Source organism: Clostridium fungisolvens, assembly GCF_014193895.1.
GTDB classification, from domain to species: domain Bacteria; phylum Bacillota; class Clostridia; order Clostridiales; family Clostridiaceae; genus Clostridium_AR; species Clostridium_AR fungisolvens.
Genome location: NZ_BLZR01000001.1, coordinates 3,203,334 through 3,220,107, shown reverse-complemented (window position 1 = coordinate 3,220,107; position 16,774 = coordinate 3,203,334). Strand labels below are relative to the sequence as shown.

General features: G+C 30.6%; 18 protein-coding genes and 3 tRNA genes. 12 read left to right on the top strand and 9 right to left on the bottom strand.

The annotated features are described in order from the left end of the window. Nucleotides 1–52: 52 nt before the first annotated feature. The 5 genes from bsdtw1_RS14240 to bsdtw1_RS14220 form a co-directional block, all read right to left on the bottom strand. Nucleotides 53–1,069, bottom strand: a complete 1,017-nt coding sequence (locus tag bsdtw1_RS14240) for a lysylphosphatidylglycerol synthase transmembrane domain-containing protein (RefSeq protein WP_183278224.1) — start codon at nt 1,067–1,069, stop codon at nt 53–55. Further along, nucleotides 1,070–2,107 (bottom strand): glycosyltransferase family 4 protein, encoded by a 1,038-nt coding sequence (locus bsdtw1_RS14235; RefSeq protein WP_183278223.1) that lies wholly within the window; start codon nt 2,105–2,107, stop codon nt 1,070–1,072. Nucleotides 2,108–2,364: 257 nt separating this feature from the next. Beyond that, a complete protein-coding gene (locus bsdtw1_RS14230) occupies nt 2,365–3,009 on the bottom strand; it encodes a hypothetical protein (RefSeq protein WP_183278222.1) in 645 nt (214 codons plus the stop codon). Between the two features lie 404 nt (nt 3,010–3,413). Then, nucleotides 3,414–3,665, bottom strand: a complete 252-nt coding sequence (locus tag bsdtw1_RS14225) for a TIGR03905 family TSCPD domain-containing protein (RefSeq protein WP_183278221.1) — start codon at nt 3,663–3,665, stop codon at nt 3,414–3,416. A 221-nt stretch (nt 3,666–3,886) separates the two neighbouring features. Next, the gene (locus bsdtw1_RS14220; protein WP_183278220.1) at nt 3,887–4,417 is read right to left on the bottom strand and encodes a DUF4364 family protein; all 531 of its coding nucleotides are present in this window, start codon (nt 4,415–4,417) and stop codon (nt 3,887–3,889) included. A 131-nt stretch (nt 4,418–4,548) separates the two neighbouring features. On the opposite strand from bsdtw1_RS14220, the gene bsdtw1_RS14215 reads away from it, so the two are divergent. Beyond that, nucleotides 4,549–5,307, top strand: a complete 759-nt coding sequence (locus bsdtw1_RS14215; RefSeq protein ID WP_183279814.1) for a polysaccharide deacetylase family protein — start codon at nt 4,549–4,551, stop codon at nt 5,305–5,307. A 117-nt stretch (nt 5,308–5,424) separates the two neighbouring features. Beyond that, the gene (locus bsdtw1_RS14210) at nt 5,425–6,084 is read left to right on the top strand and encodes a single-stranded DNA-binding protein (RefSeq protein WP_183278219.1); all 660 of its coding nucleotides are present in this window, start codon (nt 5,425–5,427) and stop codon (nt 6,082–6,084) included. 124 nt (nt 6,085–6,208) lie between these two features. Here the strand turns inward: bsdtw1_RS14210 and dapD are convergent, their stop codons facing one another. Next, nucleotides 6,209–6,919 carry a 2,3,4,5-tetrahydropyridine-2,6-dicarboxylate N-acetyltransferase gene (gene dapD, locus bsdtw1_RS14205; RefSeq protein ID WP_183278218.1) on the bottom strand — a complete coding sequence of 237 codons (711 nt, stop codon included), beginning with the start codon at nt 6,917–6,919 and terminating at the stop codon, nt 6,209–6,211. 479 nt (nt 6,920–7,398) lie between these two features. Here dapD and cobO point away from each other — a divergent pair, with 479 nt between their 5' ends. Both cobO and bsdtw1_RS14195 read left to right on the top strand, forming a co-directional pair. Continuing rightward, nucleotides 7,399–7,938 carry a cob(I)yrinic acid a,c-diamide adenosyltransferase gene (cobO, locus tag bsdtw1_RS14200; RefSeq protein ID WP_183278217.1) on the top strand — a complete coding sequence of 180 codons (540 nt, stop codon included), beginning with the start codon at nt 7,399–7,401 and terminating at the stop codon, nt 7,936–7,938. Between the two features lies 1 nt (nt 7,939). Next, nucleotides 7,940–9,079: a pyridoxal phosphate-dependent aminotransferase gene (locus tag bsdtw1_RS14195; RefSeq protein ID WP_183278216.1), complete on the top strand. Its 1,140-nt coding sequence runs from the start codon at nt 7,940–7,942 to the stop codon at nt 9,077–9,079. Between the two features lie 110 nt (nt 9,080–9,189). Here bsdtw1_RS14195 and dapB read toward each other — a convergent pair whose 3' ends face one another. From dapB to bsdtw1_RS14180, 3 genes are read right to left on the bottom strand one after another with little or no spacing between them, the layout of a single operon-like run. Continuing rightward, entirely contained in the window at nt 9,190–9,951 is a 762-nt protein-coding gene (gene dapB, locus bsdtw1_RS14190) for a 4-hydroxy-tetrahydrodipicolinate reductase (RefSeq protein WP_183278215.1), read from the bottom strand. A 13-nt stretch (nt 9,952–9,964) separates the two neighbouring features. Continuing rightward, the gene (gene dapA, locus bsdtw1_RS14185) at nt 9,965–10,846 is read right to left on the bottom strand and encodes a 4-hydroxy-tetrahydrodipicolinate synthase (RefSeq protein WP_183278214.1); all 882 of its coding nucleotides are present in this window, start codon (nt 10,844–10,846) and stop codon (nt 9,965–9,967) included. A 48-nt stretch (nt 10,847–10,894) separates the two neighbouring features. Then, nucleotides 10,895–11,884: an aspartate-semialdehyde dehydrogenase gene (locus bsdtw1_RS14180; protein ID WP_183278213.1), complete on the bottom strand. Its 990-nt coding sequence runs from the start codon at nt 11,882–11,884 to the stop codon at nt 10,895–10,897. A 540-nt stretch (nt 11,885–12,424) separates the two neighbouring features. On the opposite strand from bsdtw1_RS14180, the gene bsdtw1_RS14175 reads away from it, so the two are divergent. The 8 genes from bsdtw1_RS14175 (at nt 12,425) to bsdtw1_RS14140 (ending at nt 16,700) form a co-directional block, all read left to right on the top strand. Continuing rightward, nucleotides 12,425–12,676: an alpha/beta-type small acid-soluble spore protein gene (locus bsdtw1_RS14175; protein ID WP_183278212.1), complete on the top strand. Its 252-nt coding sequence runs from the start codon at nt 12,425–12,427 to the stop codon at nt 12,674–12,676. Nucleotides 12,677–12,998: 322 nt separating this feature from the next. Beyond that, nucleotides 12,999–13,748: a class I SAM-dependent DNA methyltransferase gene (locus bsdtw1_RS14170; RefSeq protein WP_183278211.1), complete on the top strand. Its 750-nt coding sequence runs from the start codon at nt 12,999–13,001 to the stop codon at nt 13,746–13,748. 2 nt (nt 13,749–13,750) lie between these two features. Continuing rightward, nucleotides 13,751–14,635, top strand: a complete 885-nt coding sequence (gene hslO / locus bsdtw1_RS14165; protein ID WP_183278210.1) for an Hsp33 family molecular chaperone HslO — start codon at nt 13,751–13,753, stop codon at nt 14,633–14,635. A gap of 59 nt (nt 14,636–14,694) precedes the next feature. Beyond that, nucleotides 14,695–14,771, top strand: a tRNA-Asp gene (locus tag bsdtw1_RS14160). Nucleotides 14,772–14,774: 3 nt separating this feature from the next. Beyond that, a tRNA-Phe gene (locus bsdtw1_RS14155) sits at nt 14,775–14,850 on the top strand. A gap of 19 nt (nt 14,851–14,869) precedes the next feature. Next, nucleotides 14,870–14,944: transfer RNA gene (locus bsdtw1_RS14150), tRNA-Cys, on the top strand. Nucleotides 14,945–15,361: 417 nt separating this feature from the next. Beyond that, nucleotides 15,362–16,021 (top strand): nucleoside deaminase, encoded by a 660-nt coding sequence (locus bsdtw1_RS14145; RefSeq protein ID WP_183278209.1) that lies wholly within the window; start codon nt 15,362–15,364, stop codon nt 16,019–16,021. Further along, nucleotides 16,005–16,700 (top strand): hypothetical protein, encoded by a 696-nt coding sequence (locus tag bsdtw1_RS14140; RefSeq protein ID WP_183278208.1) that lies wholly within the window; start codon nt 16,005–16,007, stop codon nt 16,698–16,700. Before bsdtw1_RS14145 ends, bsdtw1_RS14140 begins: the two co-directional genes overlap by 17 nt. Nucleotides 16,701–16,774 lie beyond the last annotated feature (74 nt).

Here is a 16,774-nt window from a genome sequence, read left to right as displayed (position 1 = left end):
GTGTATAAAGTGTAATTCTATAAATAAAAACTAGTATAATCGTTGTATTATACTAGTTTTTATTTAACTTGCTATTGGGTAGTAATAAAGTAAAAACACTGCCAATTGCAATTGAAGAGTAGTATGTGATTAATCTCCATAAGAAAATAGCTGTTATAATAGTCCCTGATTTAAAAAATAAACCATACATAAGGTAAAAGCCACCTTCTGCACCACCTTCAGCTCCAGGAAGGGGGATTATTGCCATGAAGTTTATTAGGAAAATTTGAGCTACTACCATTGTAAAAACATCTACGTAATTAAATCCAAAACTTCTATAAATACAATAAGGTATAGTAAAATATGCTAGCCATTGTAGAAATGTAAAAATGGATGCATAGATGCACAATTTTTTATATTTAATAATCATAGTAGCAGTTTTATGAAATGTTTCTAATTCAACTTCAAGATGTCTATAAGTTTCTTCTGGATTCTTCAATAACTTTATTTTTTTAAGTATATTTAAGCAAAAAAATAATATATTTTGAGTCAGTTTTTTACTTATTAAAAACAATGTTGCAATTATCATAATTATTACATGCACCACAAGGCCAGATATACAAAAATATAAAAAATAGGGTACCTTTAAATAGAAATAATTAAACTTGAATAATATTGCTAAGACTAAAATAATAATATTTATAACTTGATGAAGCATGAATTTAATCATCAATATAGAGACTCCGGTACCAGCAGGGATTCCGCTTTCATTCATTTCATATAATTGTGCTGGATGACTAGCAGCAGCAAAAGGAGTAATGGCTCCAAAAAATTGACCAATCACTTCAAATCTTATGCATTTGATGAATAAGTTTTCAATTTTATAAAATTGTTTAGTTATTACGTATAACACCAACATTTCGAAAAACAAAAACATAATCATCATTAGTACTGATAATATAATCCAGCCTGTATTTAAGTTTCTTATTTCGCGTATTAATGTATTAAGACCTTTAGTAAAAAGGAAAAATGATAAAAATATACAAGCAGAAGCTATCACAATGATTATATTTAATATCTTATTTTTCATTTACTTTCTCCTGAGTTTTTTATTATAGATTTCATCATAAAACTGTTTCCACATTTGCAATACATAATCTTTAGAATAAAAATCATGGCATTTGGATGAATTATCACACCAAAATTGATAGCTAGCATCTTTATCCTGAATAGATCTTATTAAGTTAATGAACTCTACATTACTATTTCCTTTTAGATAACTTTCAAACAGAATGTTTTTATATATATCCAAATCCCGTAGAAGTATAGGTGTTTTTAATGCCATAGCCTCTAAGATTGACATAGGGAAGAGCTCGTTATATGATGGTAAAAACATTAAATCGCAAATATTGTAAATATCATTCATCTTACTTCTTTCAATGATACCTAAAAACTTAACATTAGAAGGTGGATTTTCAATGATTTTTTTTAATTCTTTATAACCATCGGTTATAGAACCGAAGGAAAAACCACCAGCCCATATAAACTGTATGTCTGGAAGGTTTTTAGCAACTTCAATAAAGTCCATTACACCTTTTCTAGTTTGAACTTGCCCAACTCCTAAAACCACAAACTTATCTAAAGGAATTTCGTAAACCTTCTTTATATTATTGATTTTAGAAGTATCATATCTATAAAAATTATCTTCTGATACAAAGTTTGGGATATACGTTACCTTGTGTTCATCAATTTTATAACTTTTTAGAACATCTATAAAATAAGGATTAACTACCACTAAGTGGTCGACACTTCTGTAGAACCAAATCATATATTTATAAAATATCTTTTTTATAAATGAAGGCAGTTTTAGACTTTCTTCAATAGTTTCTGGGACAAAATGAACATAAGCAACACTTGTTCCTAGAAGTTTTGCTATTGGAATACTTAGGAAGAATTTAAAATCAATTGTATGGTAGTGCATTATGTCGCAAAAGAATAAGTTGTTCACTTTTACTTTATAATTTTCTGTAAGGCCATGTTTAACTAGATTTACTTGTTCGATATAAGCAGACATAACTCCTTGACCTTTTACTTTTTCAGCAGAGGAGAGCATATTAATAGTAGGCATGAAAGTTCCTCCTTTAAAAGTTATTAAATTACTTTCATGCTTAGTTTTTGTAAATTTCAATTACATATTCTTAATTATAAAATTAAATAAAAAAAATAGAGATATTTTTATATCTATAGAAAATTAAATATAGAAAGTAAAAATATATAAAAAAACTGACCATGATATATCGAAATGTCATGGTCAGTTTTATAGAGAGTGCGGCTATAATATGTAAGGATACCTTAGTTTAATTGAAGGAGCAAATAACAATTTATTTAGGTAAAATATGCTAATCTTATTACGTCTTTAGGCCTCCTATTATTCCAAAGCAAGTCTAAATCAATTTCGTGAAATTCTCCATAAGTTGAAACAGAAATATAATACTTATTATTTTTAGGTTCAAAACGTAGATTTGTTATTGTCATCCAATGCCAAGTATAATCTTCTAGTTCCTTTACTGGATGTTTAAGGACTAAAATGGCAAGTGGTAGCTTAAGGTGAAGGGCTTCTAAGATAAAGTCCATAGCTTCTTGCATATTTGCCTGTTCGTCTAATATATGGGGAACCAATGATACGCCTCTGCTTTCACAAAAAGCTAATATGTTATCACTAAACTGAGTTACAGAAGTAAGTCCAAACATACCTGGAACTACAAATTTACGGACTTCTATCATATGGTCTATAAAATCTTGTTTATTTATAATATCCTTGTATGGGTAAAGCTTACTAAACTTATCTGGAGCTAACGTGGATAAGTAAGCAGTTATATTAGCTGCAGCAACAGGACCACAACCGCTTAATTGGTGCGTCTTTTTCGGAAACCAATACTGACTTCCACCATAATGTATATTGTCAGAGTCGTAAACTGAAAGTTTGATTTCTACAAGTTCAGGATGATTTTGTGCATTAAAGTCTTCCATTGCTACCACCTTTCTGCATAGTATTCCTTTTTTAAGTTACATAAGTCTCTAAATAGCATGTACCGCTATAATTACAGCAATCAAGTACCTATGAAGCTAAAATATAAATTAGCTAGTATTATTACTATACTATATTTTTATTCCGTAGGAAAGTGTAAAATCTTCAAGCAAGTGTGACGAAGGTAATTCATTCTCTTAGTATAATTTTTTGTTAGTAGAAAATAGAATTTATCAATTTGTAAGATTTCTCATATACACTAGGAAAGGACGATATTCAAAAAAGACGTATTAGAAGTTTTTTATTATTGAGTAATTTATATAGATATGTTATAAGAATTTTCAATACGAAAAAAGCATGAAAGATATAAATACCTTTTCATGCTTTTCTTTAGATTGATATATAATTAGACAGTTTTGCTTAAGTATTCTTCTAAAGCTTTTGATAATTGGTCTGGACATGAAGTACCCTTAGTGCCACAAGTAATACCTCTTAATCTGTTCATAGCATCGTTAACATCCATACCTTCTATAAGTGAAGATATTCCTTTTAGGTTACCGTTGCAACCACCTTCAAAGTTTACACTAGATATTTTGTTGTCAACTATTTCAAAACTTACTTCTTTTGCACACACGTTAGATGTTTTGTACGAGTTCATTTAAGCCTTCCCCCTCTTAATTTTGATTTTGACTTGGATATAATCTGTAGAAATTATATCCAAATTCATTATAAAGTAATTATACTATATTACTAGGTTTTATTAAAGTGCATTAATGACAAGCGTAATATCTTAATTATAAGTTTGTAAAAAAATATACATGCGTAAGAACAATCTTAATAAGAGAGTTTTTAGCATGCATTTTACTTGTATCAATTTTCTTACTTATCTTCTATGAGGATGTTGATTATATTATTGTAGATTTGTGAAGGATTTTCTTTCCACTTACTACATAATGCAACTGCTTGTTTTTTTGAAGCTACACTTACCTTTAAATCCATTAACAAACTATCATCTTCCACTGCTTTTAAATTAACTACAAAGGTATTATCTTGGTCTGGTGTATAATCTGCAGATATAGTGAGTTCTCTTTTAATTTTTTCTATGCTTGTTTTTAGATAATCATCTATTACGTTTAATCTCTGAGGAGAAATTCTATCCTTAAATAAAGTTAAAACTTTATTCCCTACATCCGTAATATATAACAGTTTTTTTTCATTTATCTCTTCATATTTAATAAAACCTGAAGAGATAAGCTCTGTAATATACTGTTGAAGGAAAAAGTAATTAATGAAACTATTTTCTAAAACAATTTCAGTTAATTGGGCATTAGATATTGGATACTTAATAGATTTAATTATATATAAAAGCAGAAGCTTGTTTTCCGCTAGTTCTAATGTGCTATCATTCATAAATTTATCCTCCCACTCACCAGTATAGCTTTATTATAGCATAAAACTTAACTATTTCTCTATGAAAATTTTTATTGTCATTATTTAGTAACTTGCTGAATATTATTTTAAAGAGACTTCATTGTGGAGGAATTCATTTGAGGAAAAATAAAATAATTATATTTTTACTTGTGGTAATTGTATTTATCTCAACAGCTATTGCCTCAAAAGTAGTGAATGCTTGGATGGTAAAAAAGTCCTTGCCTATATATTCCGTTGATGCTAAGGATAAAAAGATTTCTATAACCTTTGATATCAATTGGACAGATGAGGACAACCTTGGAAGTATATTAGACATAATGAAGGAATATAATGTAAAAGGTACATTTTTTATCATGGGAGGCTGGGTAAATTCAAATGAAGAGAATGTAGAGAAACTTAAAAAAATAAAGGAGGGAGGGAATGAAATAGCCAATCATAGCTACATACATCCAGATTTCACCAAGATATCAACTGATAGGATGGTTTCTGAAATAAAAAAGACTGAAGATATTATATATAATAATACTGGATATAAGACAAAGCTTTTTAGGTGTCCAAGCGGTTCTTATAATGATACTGTGGTAAATACAGTTAAAAAGATGGGATATTATTGTATACAGTGGGATGTTGATAGTGTTGATTGGAAAAATAAAGGAGCAGATGAAGAATACCAGAGGGTAATTAAAAATGTAAAGCCAGGCTCTATACTGCTTTTCCATAATAACGGAAAGTACACTCCTGAAAATCTTAAAAAGATCTTTCAGAAGTTGGAGGGGGAAGGTTACCAATTTGTACCTGTAGGTGACCTTATTTATAAGGATAATTTTGATGTGGACAACGATGGTAAACAACATAAAGTTAACCAATAAAAAAACATATTGTAAAAAAGGCATTAAATGTATTATAATGGAAATAAGTTGTTTTCTAATTTATACTTTATAACAAAAAATAAAAATTTTTAAAAAACGAGGGAGAGAGGGGTTTAAATGGATAATTTAATGTTAAATAATAAAATTTACCTTGAGGGAACTGTTGCTTCAGGATTGGATTTTAGCCACGAGATGTATGGGGAGAAGTTCCTTACTTTTTCTTTAGAGGTAATGAGACTAAGTGATTCGAAGGATATGTTAAACATTACAATATCTGAAAGATTACTTACTAGTTTTGATTTAAGCATAGGTACTGATATAATTGTTGAAGGACAATTGAGGTCTTATAATAAATTTGTAGATGGAGCTAATAAGCTTATATTAACAGTTTTTGCTCGTGACATTAGACCATGCGATGAAAGAAGCAAAAACCCAAATGAAATTTTTTTAGACGGGTATATATGTAAGGAACCAGTATATAGGACAACTCCTTTTGGCAGAGAGATTGCTGATGTACTACTTGCTGTAAATAGAGCTTACAACAAATCCGACTATATACCTACAATAGCATGGGGAAGAAACTCAAGATTCTGCCAGACTTTAAGCGTTGGAGACAATATTAGAATATGGGGAAGACTTCAAAGCAGAGAGTATCAAAAGAAGGTTTCTGATGAAGAAGTTATTAGAAAAGTAGCTTATGAAGTTTCTATTTCAAAGATGGAAAGAGTAAATGGGGAAAATGAATTAGTAGATGATGATCAAATAGGTGCAGTTTAAAAGCTAGTTTGAACATATTAAAAGGGCGAATATTCGCCCTTATTTTTTTGCGTTAAATCTTTAGAAATAATAACAATAAAAAATAAAGAATCACTAACATGTTTTCATTAGTGATTCTTTAGAGTTACTTTCTTAAATCGTCGAGTATTTGAGTCTTGTCTTTTGTCTTATCATCAACTTTTTTAATTATCTTTGCAGGAGTTCCAGCAACAACAACTCCTGCTGGAACGTCATCTACTACAACTGATCCAGCTGCAACCACTGATCCAGCTCCAACTTTTACTCCTTCAAGAATAACTGAGTTTGCACCAATAAGAACATCATCTTCTATTATACAAGGTGTTTTGCTAGGTGGTTCTAGAACACCAGCTACAACAGCCCCTGCACCAAGATGAACTCTCTTTCCTAGTTTTCCTCTAGCACCAACAACAGCGTTCATATCAACCATAGTTGCTTCGCCTATCTCAGCACCTATATTTATTACAGCACCCATCATTATAACAGCATTTTTTTCTATTGTAACCTTATCTCTTATAATAGCACCTGGTTCGATTCTAGCATCTATATCAAGTAAATTTAGCATAGGTATTGCTGAGTTTCTTCTATCATTTTCAACTCTAAAATGCTTTACTTTATGTTTATTATCAAGAATTACTCTTGTTATGTCATCACTTTCCCCAAAAAGTACGTAGAAATTATCAGAGCCATACCATTCGATATTTTTCATGTCGCTATCTTTTAAATCTCCATTAACATAAACTTTTACTGGAGTTGATTTCTTTGATTCTTTTATAAATCTAGCTATTTCATATGGATCAGTAAAATTATAACTCATTATATCATCCTTTCCTCTATTGCGTAGTTATGTAATATGCAATAAGATAATTATAATAAAACTTAACCTATTATGAAAGGGGTAAGGAGAAAAAATTCATTTTTTATAAAATATTATGGCGAAATTGACTCTGCTTATGTAAAATATAGTTTATAATATCTTACATAGAAAAAATATTTTTTATCAATTTGTTGCAGTATTAAGGCTAGTTGTAAGATATTAAAAATGGAGAAAACCTTGCATAATTGCTGATTTCCATGGTGAGTTGAAGTTTTTTGTGTAAGTAAAATAAAAATAAATATTAAAGCAGTTGCTGGTAGATAAATTAGCAGGTTTTTATATTAAAAACTTTTATATATGCAAAAAATATGAATTTTTATGCAGTTTAATGGAATAAATATTAGATTGCAAAAGGATAAGACGAGCTCATAATGAGTTTATGTCCCCTTAATACAAATGCGGAAAAGGAGTGCTGATTTATGGCAAAATTAGAAAAAGGGTATGTTCAAATATATACAGGCAATGGAAAAGGAAAGACTACTGCTGCATTAGGATTGGCTTTCAGAGCAGTGGGGGACGGGATGAAAGTAATAATGGTCCAGTTTTTAAAGAGTAATAAAACTGGTGAACTTAATTCTTCAGAGTTCCATGCACCTAATTTTAAGATATATAGATTTGAAAAAAGAAGAGGCTTTGTATGGACTCTAAATGATCAACAGAAACTTGAACTGAAGAGTGAAATACTGCAGGCTTACAATTTTGTTGTAGAGGTAATAAAAGAAAGAAAATGTGATATATTGATACTAGATGAGGTAATGGCAGCTATTTACAATAACTTTTTAGAAGTTCCAATGATTATAGACCTTATAGACAGTAAGCCTGAAGATATGGAGTTGATTTTGACAGGCAGAAATGCTCCAAAAGAATTAATTGACAGAGCGGATCTAGTAACAGAAATGAAGGATATCAAGCATTATTATGAAAAAGGCGTAGCAGCAAGAGAGGGGATAGAATACTAATATGAATAGCAATGTAAATAAAATAGAGCTTTCAGGTATAAGAAAATTTTCTAATAAGGTTGCGAAAATACAAGGGGCTATATCACTTACCCTTGGCCAGCCAGACTTTCCAGTGCCTAAGAGGATCAAAGAGGCGATGATAGAAGCTTTGGAGCAAGGCAAAACTACCTATACATCCAATGCAGGATTAGAGCAATTAAGAATCGAAATAAGCAAATATTTAGGTAGCTTTGGAATCGAATATGACAAAGACGAAATTTGTGTAACAGCAGGAGGAAGTGAAGCGCTTTTTACAGTCTTTACCACTCTGATTGATAGAGGAGAAAAGGTGCTGATTCCAACTCCTGCATATCCAGCTTATGAAAACTGTGTTAAACTTGTAGGCGGAGAAGTGGTTAACTATAAGCTTAATGAAGACTTCTCTCTAAATATAGGCCTTTTAGAGAACGCTGTAAAGGATAGTGGTTCAAGATATCTTTTGTTATCTTTCCCTACAAACCCTACTGGTGCAATACTTGAGGAGAAGCAACTAAGTGAGCTTAAGGAACTTATATTGAAATATGATCTAACTGTAATAACAGATGAAATGTACAGTGCACTTTGCTATGATGAATATCATTCTATAGGCCAAGTTAAGGAGCTTAAGGATAGAGTTATATTCATTGGTGGATTTTCTAAAATATTTTCAATGACAGGATTAAGACTAGGTTACTTCTGCTTAAATAAAGGCTTAATGGATGACTTTATGAAGGTACATCAATATAATGTTTCTTGTGCTACTTCAATATCTCAATATGGTGCGTATGTGGGACTTAGAGAGTGTCTTAATGATGTGGAATATATGAAATCTCAATTTATTAAAAGAAGAGACTATGTATATAATAGGCTTATGGATATGGGCTTTGAGGTGGAATTGCCTAAGGGAGCGTTCTATATATTCCCATCCATAAAGAAGTTCAATTTAAGTTCTGAGGAATTTTGTGAATTGCTATTAGAGAAAAAGAAAGTAGCTTGTGTTCCAGGTAGTGCTTTTGGTCAAGGTGGAGAGGGCTTTATGAGAATATCCTATTGTTATAGTACTGAGGAATTAGAAAAAGCTTTAGATTTGATTGAAGAGTTTATAAATGAGCTTGAGAAATAAAGAGAGCGTGAGGATTTGAAAGTAGGAGCTGGTAAAGCACTAGGTGAACATAACATAAAATTATTAAAAGGCTGTAGTAGATTTTTAGTCTACTGCAGCCTTTTTCAATATTAGAACGATAGATTTAATACATCTTCCATATCATAATGTCCTGGTTTTGAGATTGTGCCCATATAAGCACTTGCTTTTAAAGCACCTACAGCAAAAACTTCTCTTGAGATAGCTTTATGAGTTATTTCAATAACCTCACCATCACCTGCAAAAATAACGTCATGATCACCAACTATACTTCCACCACGTATTGCGTGAATACCAATCTCTTTATGATCTCTCTTTGCAATTCCTTCTCTTCCATATACGAAGTGTGTATCTTCTTCAATTGAGTTCTTTATAGTTTCAGCAAGCATAACCGCTGTACCAGAAGGAGCATCCACCTTTTGGTTATGATGTTTTTCTATAACTTCAATATCAAAGTTTTCATATAGGACAGGTGATATTTTTCTAAGAAGCATATTTACAAGGTTTACTCCAACACTCATGTTGGCAGATCTGAACACTGGAATTACCTTGGATTTTTCTTCAATTAAAGCCAAATCTTCAGCAGTATATCCAGTAGAACAAAGAACCACTGGTTTACTATTTTTTTCTGAAAAAGCTAGTATTGGTCTTAGTGAGTCTGGTCTTGAAAAATCAAGTAATACATCGTATTCTATAGTGCACTCATCTAAATCACTAAAAATAGGATAACTTCTTTCACCTTTTGGAAATTTATCTATTCCAGCTACTATTTGAAGATTTTCATCTTTTTCTACAAGATTTGAAATAACAGTCCCCATCTTTCCACAGCAACCGTTCAATATTATTTTTGTCATAGTTTTACCCCCATTACTTAATAAGATTATGCTTTCTTAAAACATTGCTTAATTTTTCAAGATTTTCGCCTTCCATTTTATAAAGAGGTAATCTTAAAGGTCCAACGTTGCAATTCATTAGATTTAAAGCTGTCTTTACTGGAATTGGATTAGGTTCTATAAATAAAGTATTTGCTAAATCTAAAGTACTTATTTGAATATCTAAGGCTTCCTTTGTCTTTCCAGTTAAGAAAAGTTCGCACATATCATGAACTTCCTTAGGAATAACATTTGCAAGCACTGATATTACACCTATTCCACCCAAAGATAGTATAGGAATTATTTGGTCATCGTTTCCAGAGTAGATATCTATTTTATCACCGCAAAGAGACTTTATTTTTGCTATTTGGCTTAAATCTCCGCTTGCTTCTTTAACTGCTACTATATTTTTAAGTTCAGTAAGCTTTAAAAGAACATCTGGACTTATATTTACATTTGTTCTAGCTGGTACATTATATAGTATAATTGGTGTATTTACAGCACTATCTATAGCTTTAAAATGTTCTATTAATCCTCTTTGAGATGTCTTATTATAGTAAGGAGTTATTATTAAAAGTCCATCAACTCCTATACTTTCAGCCCATTTGCTCATTTCTATAGAGTAAGCAGTATTATTAGTACCTGTACCTGCAATTACAGGTATTCTTTTTTTAACGACATCTACAGTAAACTTTATAGTTTCTTTCTTTTCGCTTTCAGTCATAGTTGAAGCTTCACCTGTGGTACCACATACAACTATAGCATCAGTTTTATTTTCTATATGCCATTCAAGAAGTTCTTCTAATTTTTTAAAATCAACTCCGTTTTCCGTAAAAGGAGTAACTATAGCAACACCAGACCCTTTAAATAAAGACATAATTATACCTCCATGCCTATTAAATTTGAAAATATTTCATCTTAATAATTATTTGTTCTTGATCATTATTTCAGCAATTTGTACTGCATTTAAAGCAGCACCTTTTCTTATGTTGTCAGCAACAACCCAAAGGTTTAGACCATTATCTAAACTAAAATCTCTTCTTATTCTACCAACATAAACATCATCCTTACCATCTACGTATAATGGTGTCGGATACTTTATGTTCTTAATATCATCATATACAACTACACCTTGAGAGTTTCCAAGTAAAGTAATAACATCTTCAAGATTAAAATCTTTTAAAAGTTCAACATTAATACTTTCACTATGGCTGTTTAATACCGGAACTCTTGCTGTTGTAGCAGTAATTTTTAAATTATCATTATGGAGAATTTTTCTGGTTTCTAATATCATTTTTATTTCTTCCTTAGTGTATCCATCTTCAGTAAATACATCTATATGAGGAAGGATATTTCCTGCTATAGGATAAGGGAATTTCTTTGGTGCTTCACCTTTAACTCCATCTTGAAGATCTAATATTCCTTGAAGTCCTGCACCGGACACAGCTTGATAAGTAGAATATACAATTCTCTTTATTCCGTATCTATCATAAAGTGGCTTTAAAGCAACAACTGCTTGGATAGTAGAACAATTTGGATTTGCAATTATTCCATTATGCCAAGATATGTCTTCTGGATTAACTTCAGGAACTACAAGAGGAACTTTAGGATCCATTCTCCATGCACTGCTATTATCTATAACAACTGCACCTATTTCTGCGAATTTAGGAGCAAACTGAAGGCTTGCGTCTCCACCAGCAGAAAATAATGCAAAATCAATTTTCTTAGATTTAATATTCTCATCACATAATTCTTCAACTACATAATCAATATCTTTAAATTTCATAGTCTTGCCTGCAGATCTTTTTGATGCAAACAAGTACAGGTCTTTAATTGGAAAATTCCTTTCTGCGAGTATTTCAATGAACTTTCTTCCAACATTACCTGTTGCCCCAACAATTGCTACATTAAACAAAACAATCCCTCCTAAGTTTTTTAAAATTTATGCATAAATATAAATAAGGTATATTATATCACAACCCTAATGTTACGTTAAATTAATTATACACTATAATTTATGCTACAGATGAAATTTTTTGAATTTTAAATTTTAATTTTCGCATAATATATGTATGTAGCATCATAATAAAGAATATATTTTTAAATCTTATCAAGGTGTTATCATTTATCTTTAATATTTTCCTCAACAGATGATAACATGTAATGTTAGATCCAAACACTGTATAGTTAAAAAAAATTATGAAAGTTTAGTTAAGTATAGAAAGTTCAATAACTGTAGAGTTTTGAAAAAATATATAATAATACAATTTAGAATATTGAGACATGTAATATGTATGAATAAAAATTATATTGAAAGCCAACAAATAACTTTTCTTTATATATTAATAATTAACATAATAAATATAGTTATTGTATTCAGCTAAATATTAGTAGGGGTATAACTGTAAATTGATATGGCAATAATAGAAAAAAATAAGAAAAAGGAGACTTTCTTATGAGCAAAACACCATTAAAAAAAATCATAAAATCTAAAATTAAATCAAATAGAGAGCTGTCTGATGCTGAAAAGCTTAGAGAGTCTATGAAATATGAAATTGCAGAAGAATTAGGACTTAAAGATAAAGTTGATTCAGAAGGCTGGGGGGGACTCACAGCAGAAGAAACTGGAAGAATAGGCGGTATAATGACTAAAAGAAAAAAGAATCTTAAGATACCAAGCAATGACGAAATTTTAGGAAGAAAGTAATATATGTGGTAGCATTAAAAAATTTAATTTATACTTATCCGAAAATCACACATCAATGACTTCTACAATGTATAAAGATGTACTACTTCAATCCGAAAACTATTTTCAAATTCTCTTACTGCAAGTAATCAGAGTTTGAAAACATATATCGGATCGAATGGTGCATCTTTAATACATAACAACAAATTTTAAAACATTGCATTTAAATACCTAATATGCATCATTTTAGCGAATATAAGGGAAAGATAAACATATATCATTGACTTAGCAGAAAATTAATAATATATTATTTAGTAGATTTAGTGTGGGGGATTATTATTAAATGGACAGCTATAATAAATTTGCAAATCTTTATGATCAATTGATATATGAAGATATTAACTATAACAGTATAAGTGATTTCATTCTGAATTTATGTAAAGACAATAACATAAACTATGAATATTACTTAGATTTAGCGTGTGGAACAGGAAATGTAGCAGCAATATTAGGTAAAAATTTTAAAAACATATTTTTAGTTGATTCATCAGATAGTATGCTTATAAATGCAGATAAAAAGTTTAGAGAAGAAAGAATGAAATGCAAGATAGTATGTCAGGATATGAGTGAACTATCTCTTAATAGAAAATTTGATTTAGTGACTTGTGTTTTGGATTCAACTAATTACATATTAGATATCGAAGATTTAAAAAACTACTTTCTTTCTGTAAAAAAGCATATGAGTGAAAATGGAATCTTTGTTTTTGATATAAATTCCTATTATAAATTAAGTGAGATTCTTGGCAACAATATTTTTACATATAATTCTGAAGAGATTTTCTATACTTGGGAAAATATATTTGAAGATGAAATAGTGGAAATGAGCCTAACCTTTTTTGTTAAGGATGGAGATCTATACGAGAGATTTGAAGAAATCCATGAAGAAAGAGCTTACAAAGAAGATCTTATAGAATCAATGGTGAAGGACGCAGGGTTCGAAATAATTGGAAAGTACGATGGATATAAAAATATCGATGTAAAAAAAGATAGCGAAAGAATAGTATATGTACTTAAGAATTTGGAGGTAAATTAATTATGAATGATAAGATTATAAGAGCTACGGCTAAAGATGGAATGGTTAGAATTATAGCTGGAATAACTACTAATTTAGTTGATGAAGGAACAAAAATACATGAATGCAGTACTACAGCAGCTGCAGCTTTTGGAAGAATGCTTACTGCAGGAACTCTAATGGGAGCAATGCTAAAATCTGAAAAAGAAATTTTAACACTTCAAATCAATGGTGGCGGAGATGCAAAAGGTATTACAGTAACTGCATATCCAGATTGTACTGTTAAGGGATATATAGGAAACCCAGCAGTTGAACTTCCTTTAAATATTAAAGGAAAACTTGATGTAGGTGGAGCTATAGGAAAGAATGGTAACTTAACTGTAATAAGAGATTTAGGTCTAAAAGATCCATACGTAGGACAAGTGCCAATTTATACTGGAGAAGTAGCAGAAGATCTTGCGTATTACTTTACAGCATCTGAGCAAACACCATCAGCTGTTGCACTTGGAGTGTTGGTTAATAATGATTTATCAATTAAAGCAGCAGGTGGATTTATAATTCAAATGATGCCAGGAGCTGATGAACTCTTAGCAGATCTTCTATCATATAGAATGGAAGAAATACCACCTGTGACAACTATGATAGCTGAAGGAAAAACTATTGAAGAAATAATTGAATATATATTTGATGGAATGGATTTAAAGATCAATGATAGCATTGAACCACTATATAAATGTGATTGCTCAAGAGAGAAAGTTGAAAGAGCATTTATAAGCATTGGTTTAAAAGATCTTACTGAAATATATGAAGAAGGAAAAGAAGAAGAATTAAAATGTCACTTTTGCAATAAGGCTTATAAATTCACTAATGAACAAATTGGGGAATTAATAAATACTTTGACGAAATAATTTATTGACAAAGTCTTCTAAAGTTCATATAATATAATACGTGGACGATAGAAGCATATGGCTCAGTAGCTCAGTTGGTTAGAGTGCCGGCCTGTCACGCCGGAGGTCGAGGGTTCGAGCCCCTTCTGAGTCGCCACGTGGCTAGATAGCTCAGTCGGTAGAGCAGAGGACTGAAAATCCTCGTGTCCCTGGTTCGATTCCTGGTCTGGCCACCATTTATTTTCAATTTAATTTGGCGCTATAGCCAAGCGGTAAGGTCAAGGTCTGCAAAACCTTTATGCCCCGGTTCAAATCCGGGTGGCGCCTCCAAATTGATATCGATAGAAAGAGACCTATATTATAACTTATAAAAAGTTATAATATAGGTCTCTTTTTTACTGCACAAAAAGTTATAAAATTCTTAAGCTTGCTAAACCTAGATGTTTCAATGGGGGTGTAAACATTCTATGACTATGCAGTAGAAAAGCAAAACTTATTATCACGCCATGGTTTGACGCATCCATCCAAAACTATATTTCAGGAGCAAATATTTAAAAAGTTATATTGTTAACTAGGTAACTTTTTAAAAAGTTTTAAAAGTAAGATTTTAAAGTTTTCATAAAGTTACGATGTTATGATTATAAGAAGTTAAATAGTAATTTAACTTTTTGAATAACTAAAAATGCAACCATTACGGCATAATGTGCTATAATATCTATAAATTGTAAATTTGAAGGGGAGATTTTAATGTGGAAAGATTTAAATTATGCTTGGCAGGAAGCATTTGCTTTAGCTTGGGAATCTTTTAAGAAAAATACTATTCCAATTGGTGCCGTTATAGTTGATGAGAGCGGAAAGATTATATCAAAAGGTAGAAATAGAATCTTTGATACTTCAAGCAATAATCCATTGGCTGGCACTGGGATGGCTCATGCGGAAACTACTGCTATGCTAACTTTGAAACGAGAAGAACACTTAAATATAAAAAAATATACATTGTATACCACAATGGAGCCATGTCCAATGTGTTTTGGGGCAATGGTTATGGTGGGGATAAGAAATATAAAATATGCAGCAAGAGATGGTTACGCTGGTGCAACGGAACTAAATGATAAGATGGAATATATAAAGAGTAAAAATATGAATTTTAGTAGAGAAAATGAGGAGCTAGAGGCATTTCAGATTTGCCTTCAATCAGCGTACGAGTATAAAACACAGCATAGTGTACCTCAAGCTGTACTAGATTCCTGGAGTGAATATTGTAGTAATGGAGTTTTGTTAGCAAAGGAATTGGATGAAGATGAATATTTTCAAAATGCTTTAAGTGTGTGCAAGCCAATTGGGGAGATATATGATGAAGTAATTAACAGATTACATAAGGGAGAAGGCTTTGAAAAGATTATCTAAAATGCAAAAAATAATACTTTGCTATTTGGTGTTAGCAATATTGTTTCTATTAGAAGGAGATAGCAATAATACAAAAGATATATTTATAGAAAGAATATTTAAACCTATTAGAGGAAATAGTTGGACATTTCATTATGCTGGATTAATACTTATAGTAGGAATATATTTTTGTTTAAAACAGCTTAATGAAATAAAGGAAAAAGCTCTAATTAAGACAGCTTTAAGAAGAAGTATAGTAACAATAGTATTGATTAGTATCTTTCCTGCGATGTGGAGTTACTGCATCCAATTTTATAAAGGATCCTTTAAGGATTTAAATTCTATATATCTTAATAGAGAGAAAACTTCAGTTAACTTTAACGGAAATAATGACAAACTAAATGTAAATGGAAGCATAGAAATAATAAATTGTAGTAATGATATACAAAAGTTTTACATAAAGGTTAAGACACCGTCCTTGGTAAAAGAGGATATAAATGAAGAGTATATTACTTTAAAAAATGAATTTATAGTGCATCCAAAAGAAGAAAAAAAGTTATTTGTAAGTGAAGAGTTGGGTTTTGATAAAGAGGCCAAGTACTCAGGATACAGCACAAAAGCCTTTGAATATATATTGTTTAATGATAAGCAAGAAGTTGTTTTCAAAGGGATATCAAATATAAACTCTCTTGATGATTAATTGACTCATTATTTCATGTATTGACTAAAGTAAAAGGATGAAATAATATATAAGTAAATAAGCAAGTTCTAATA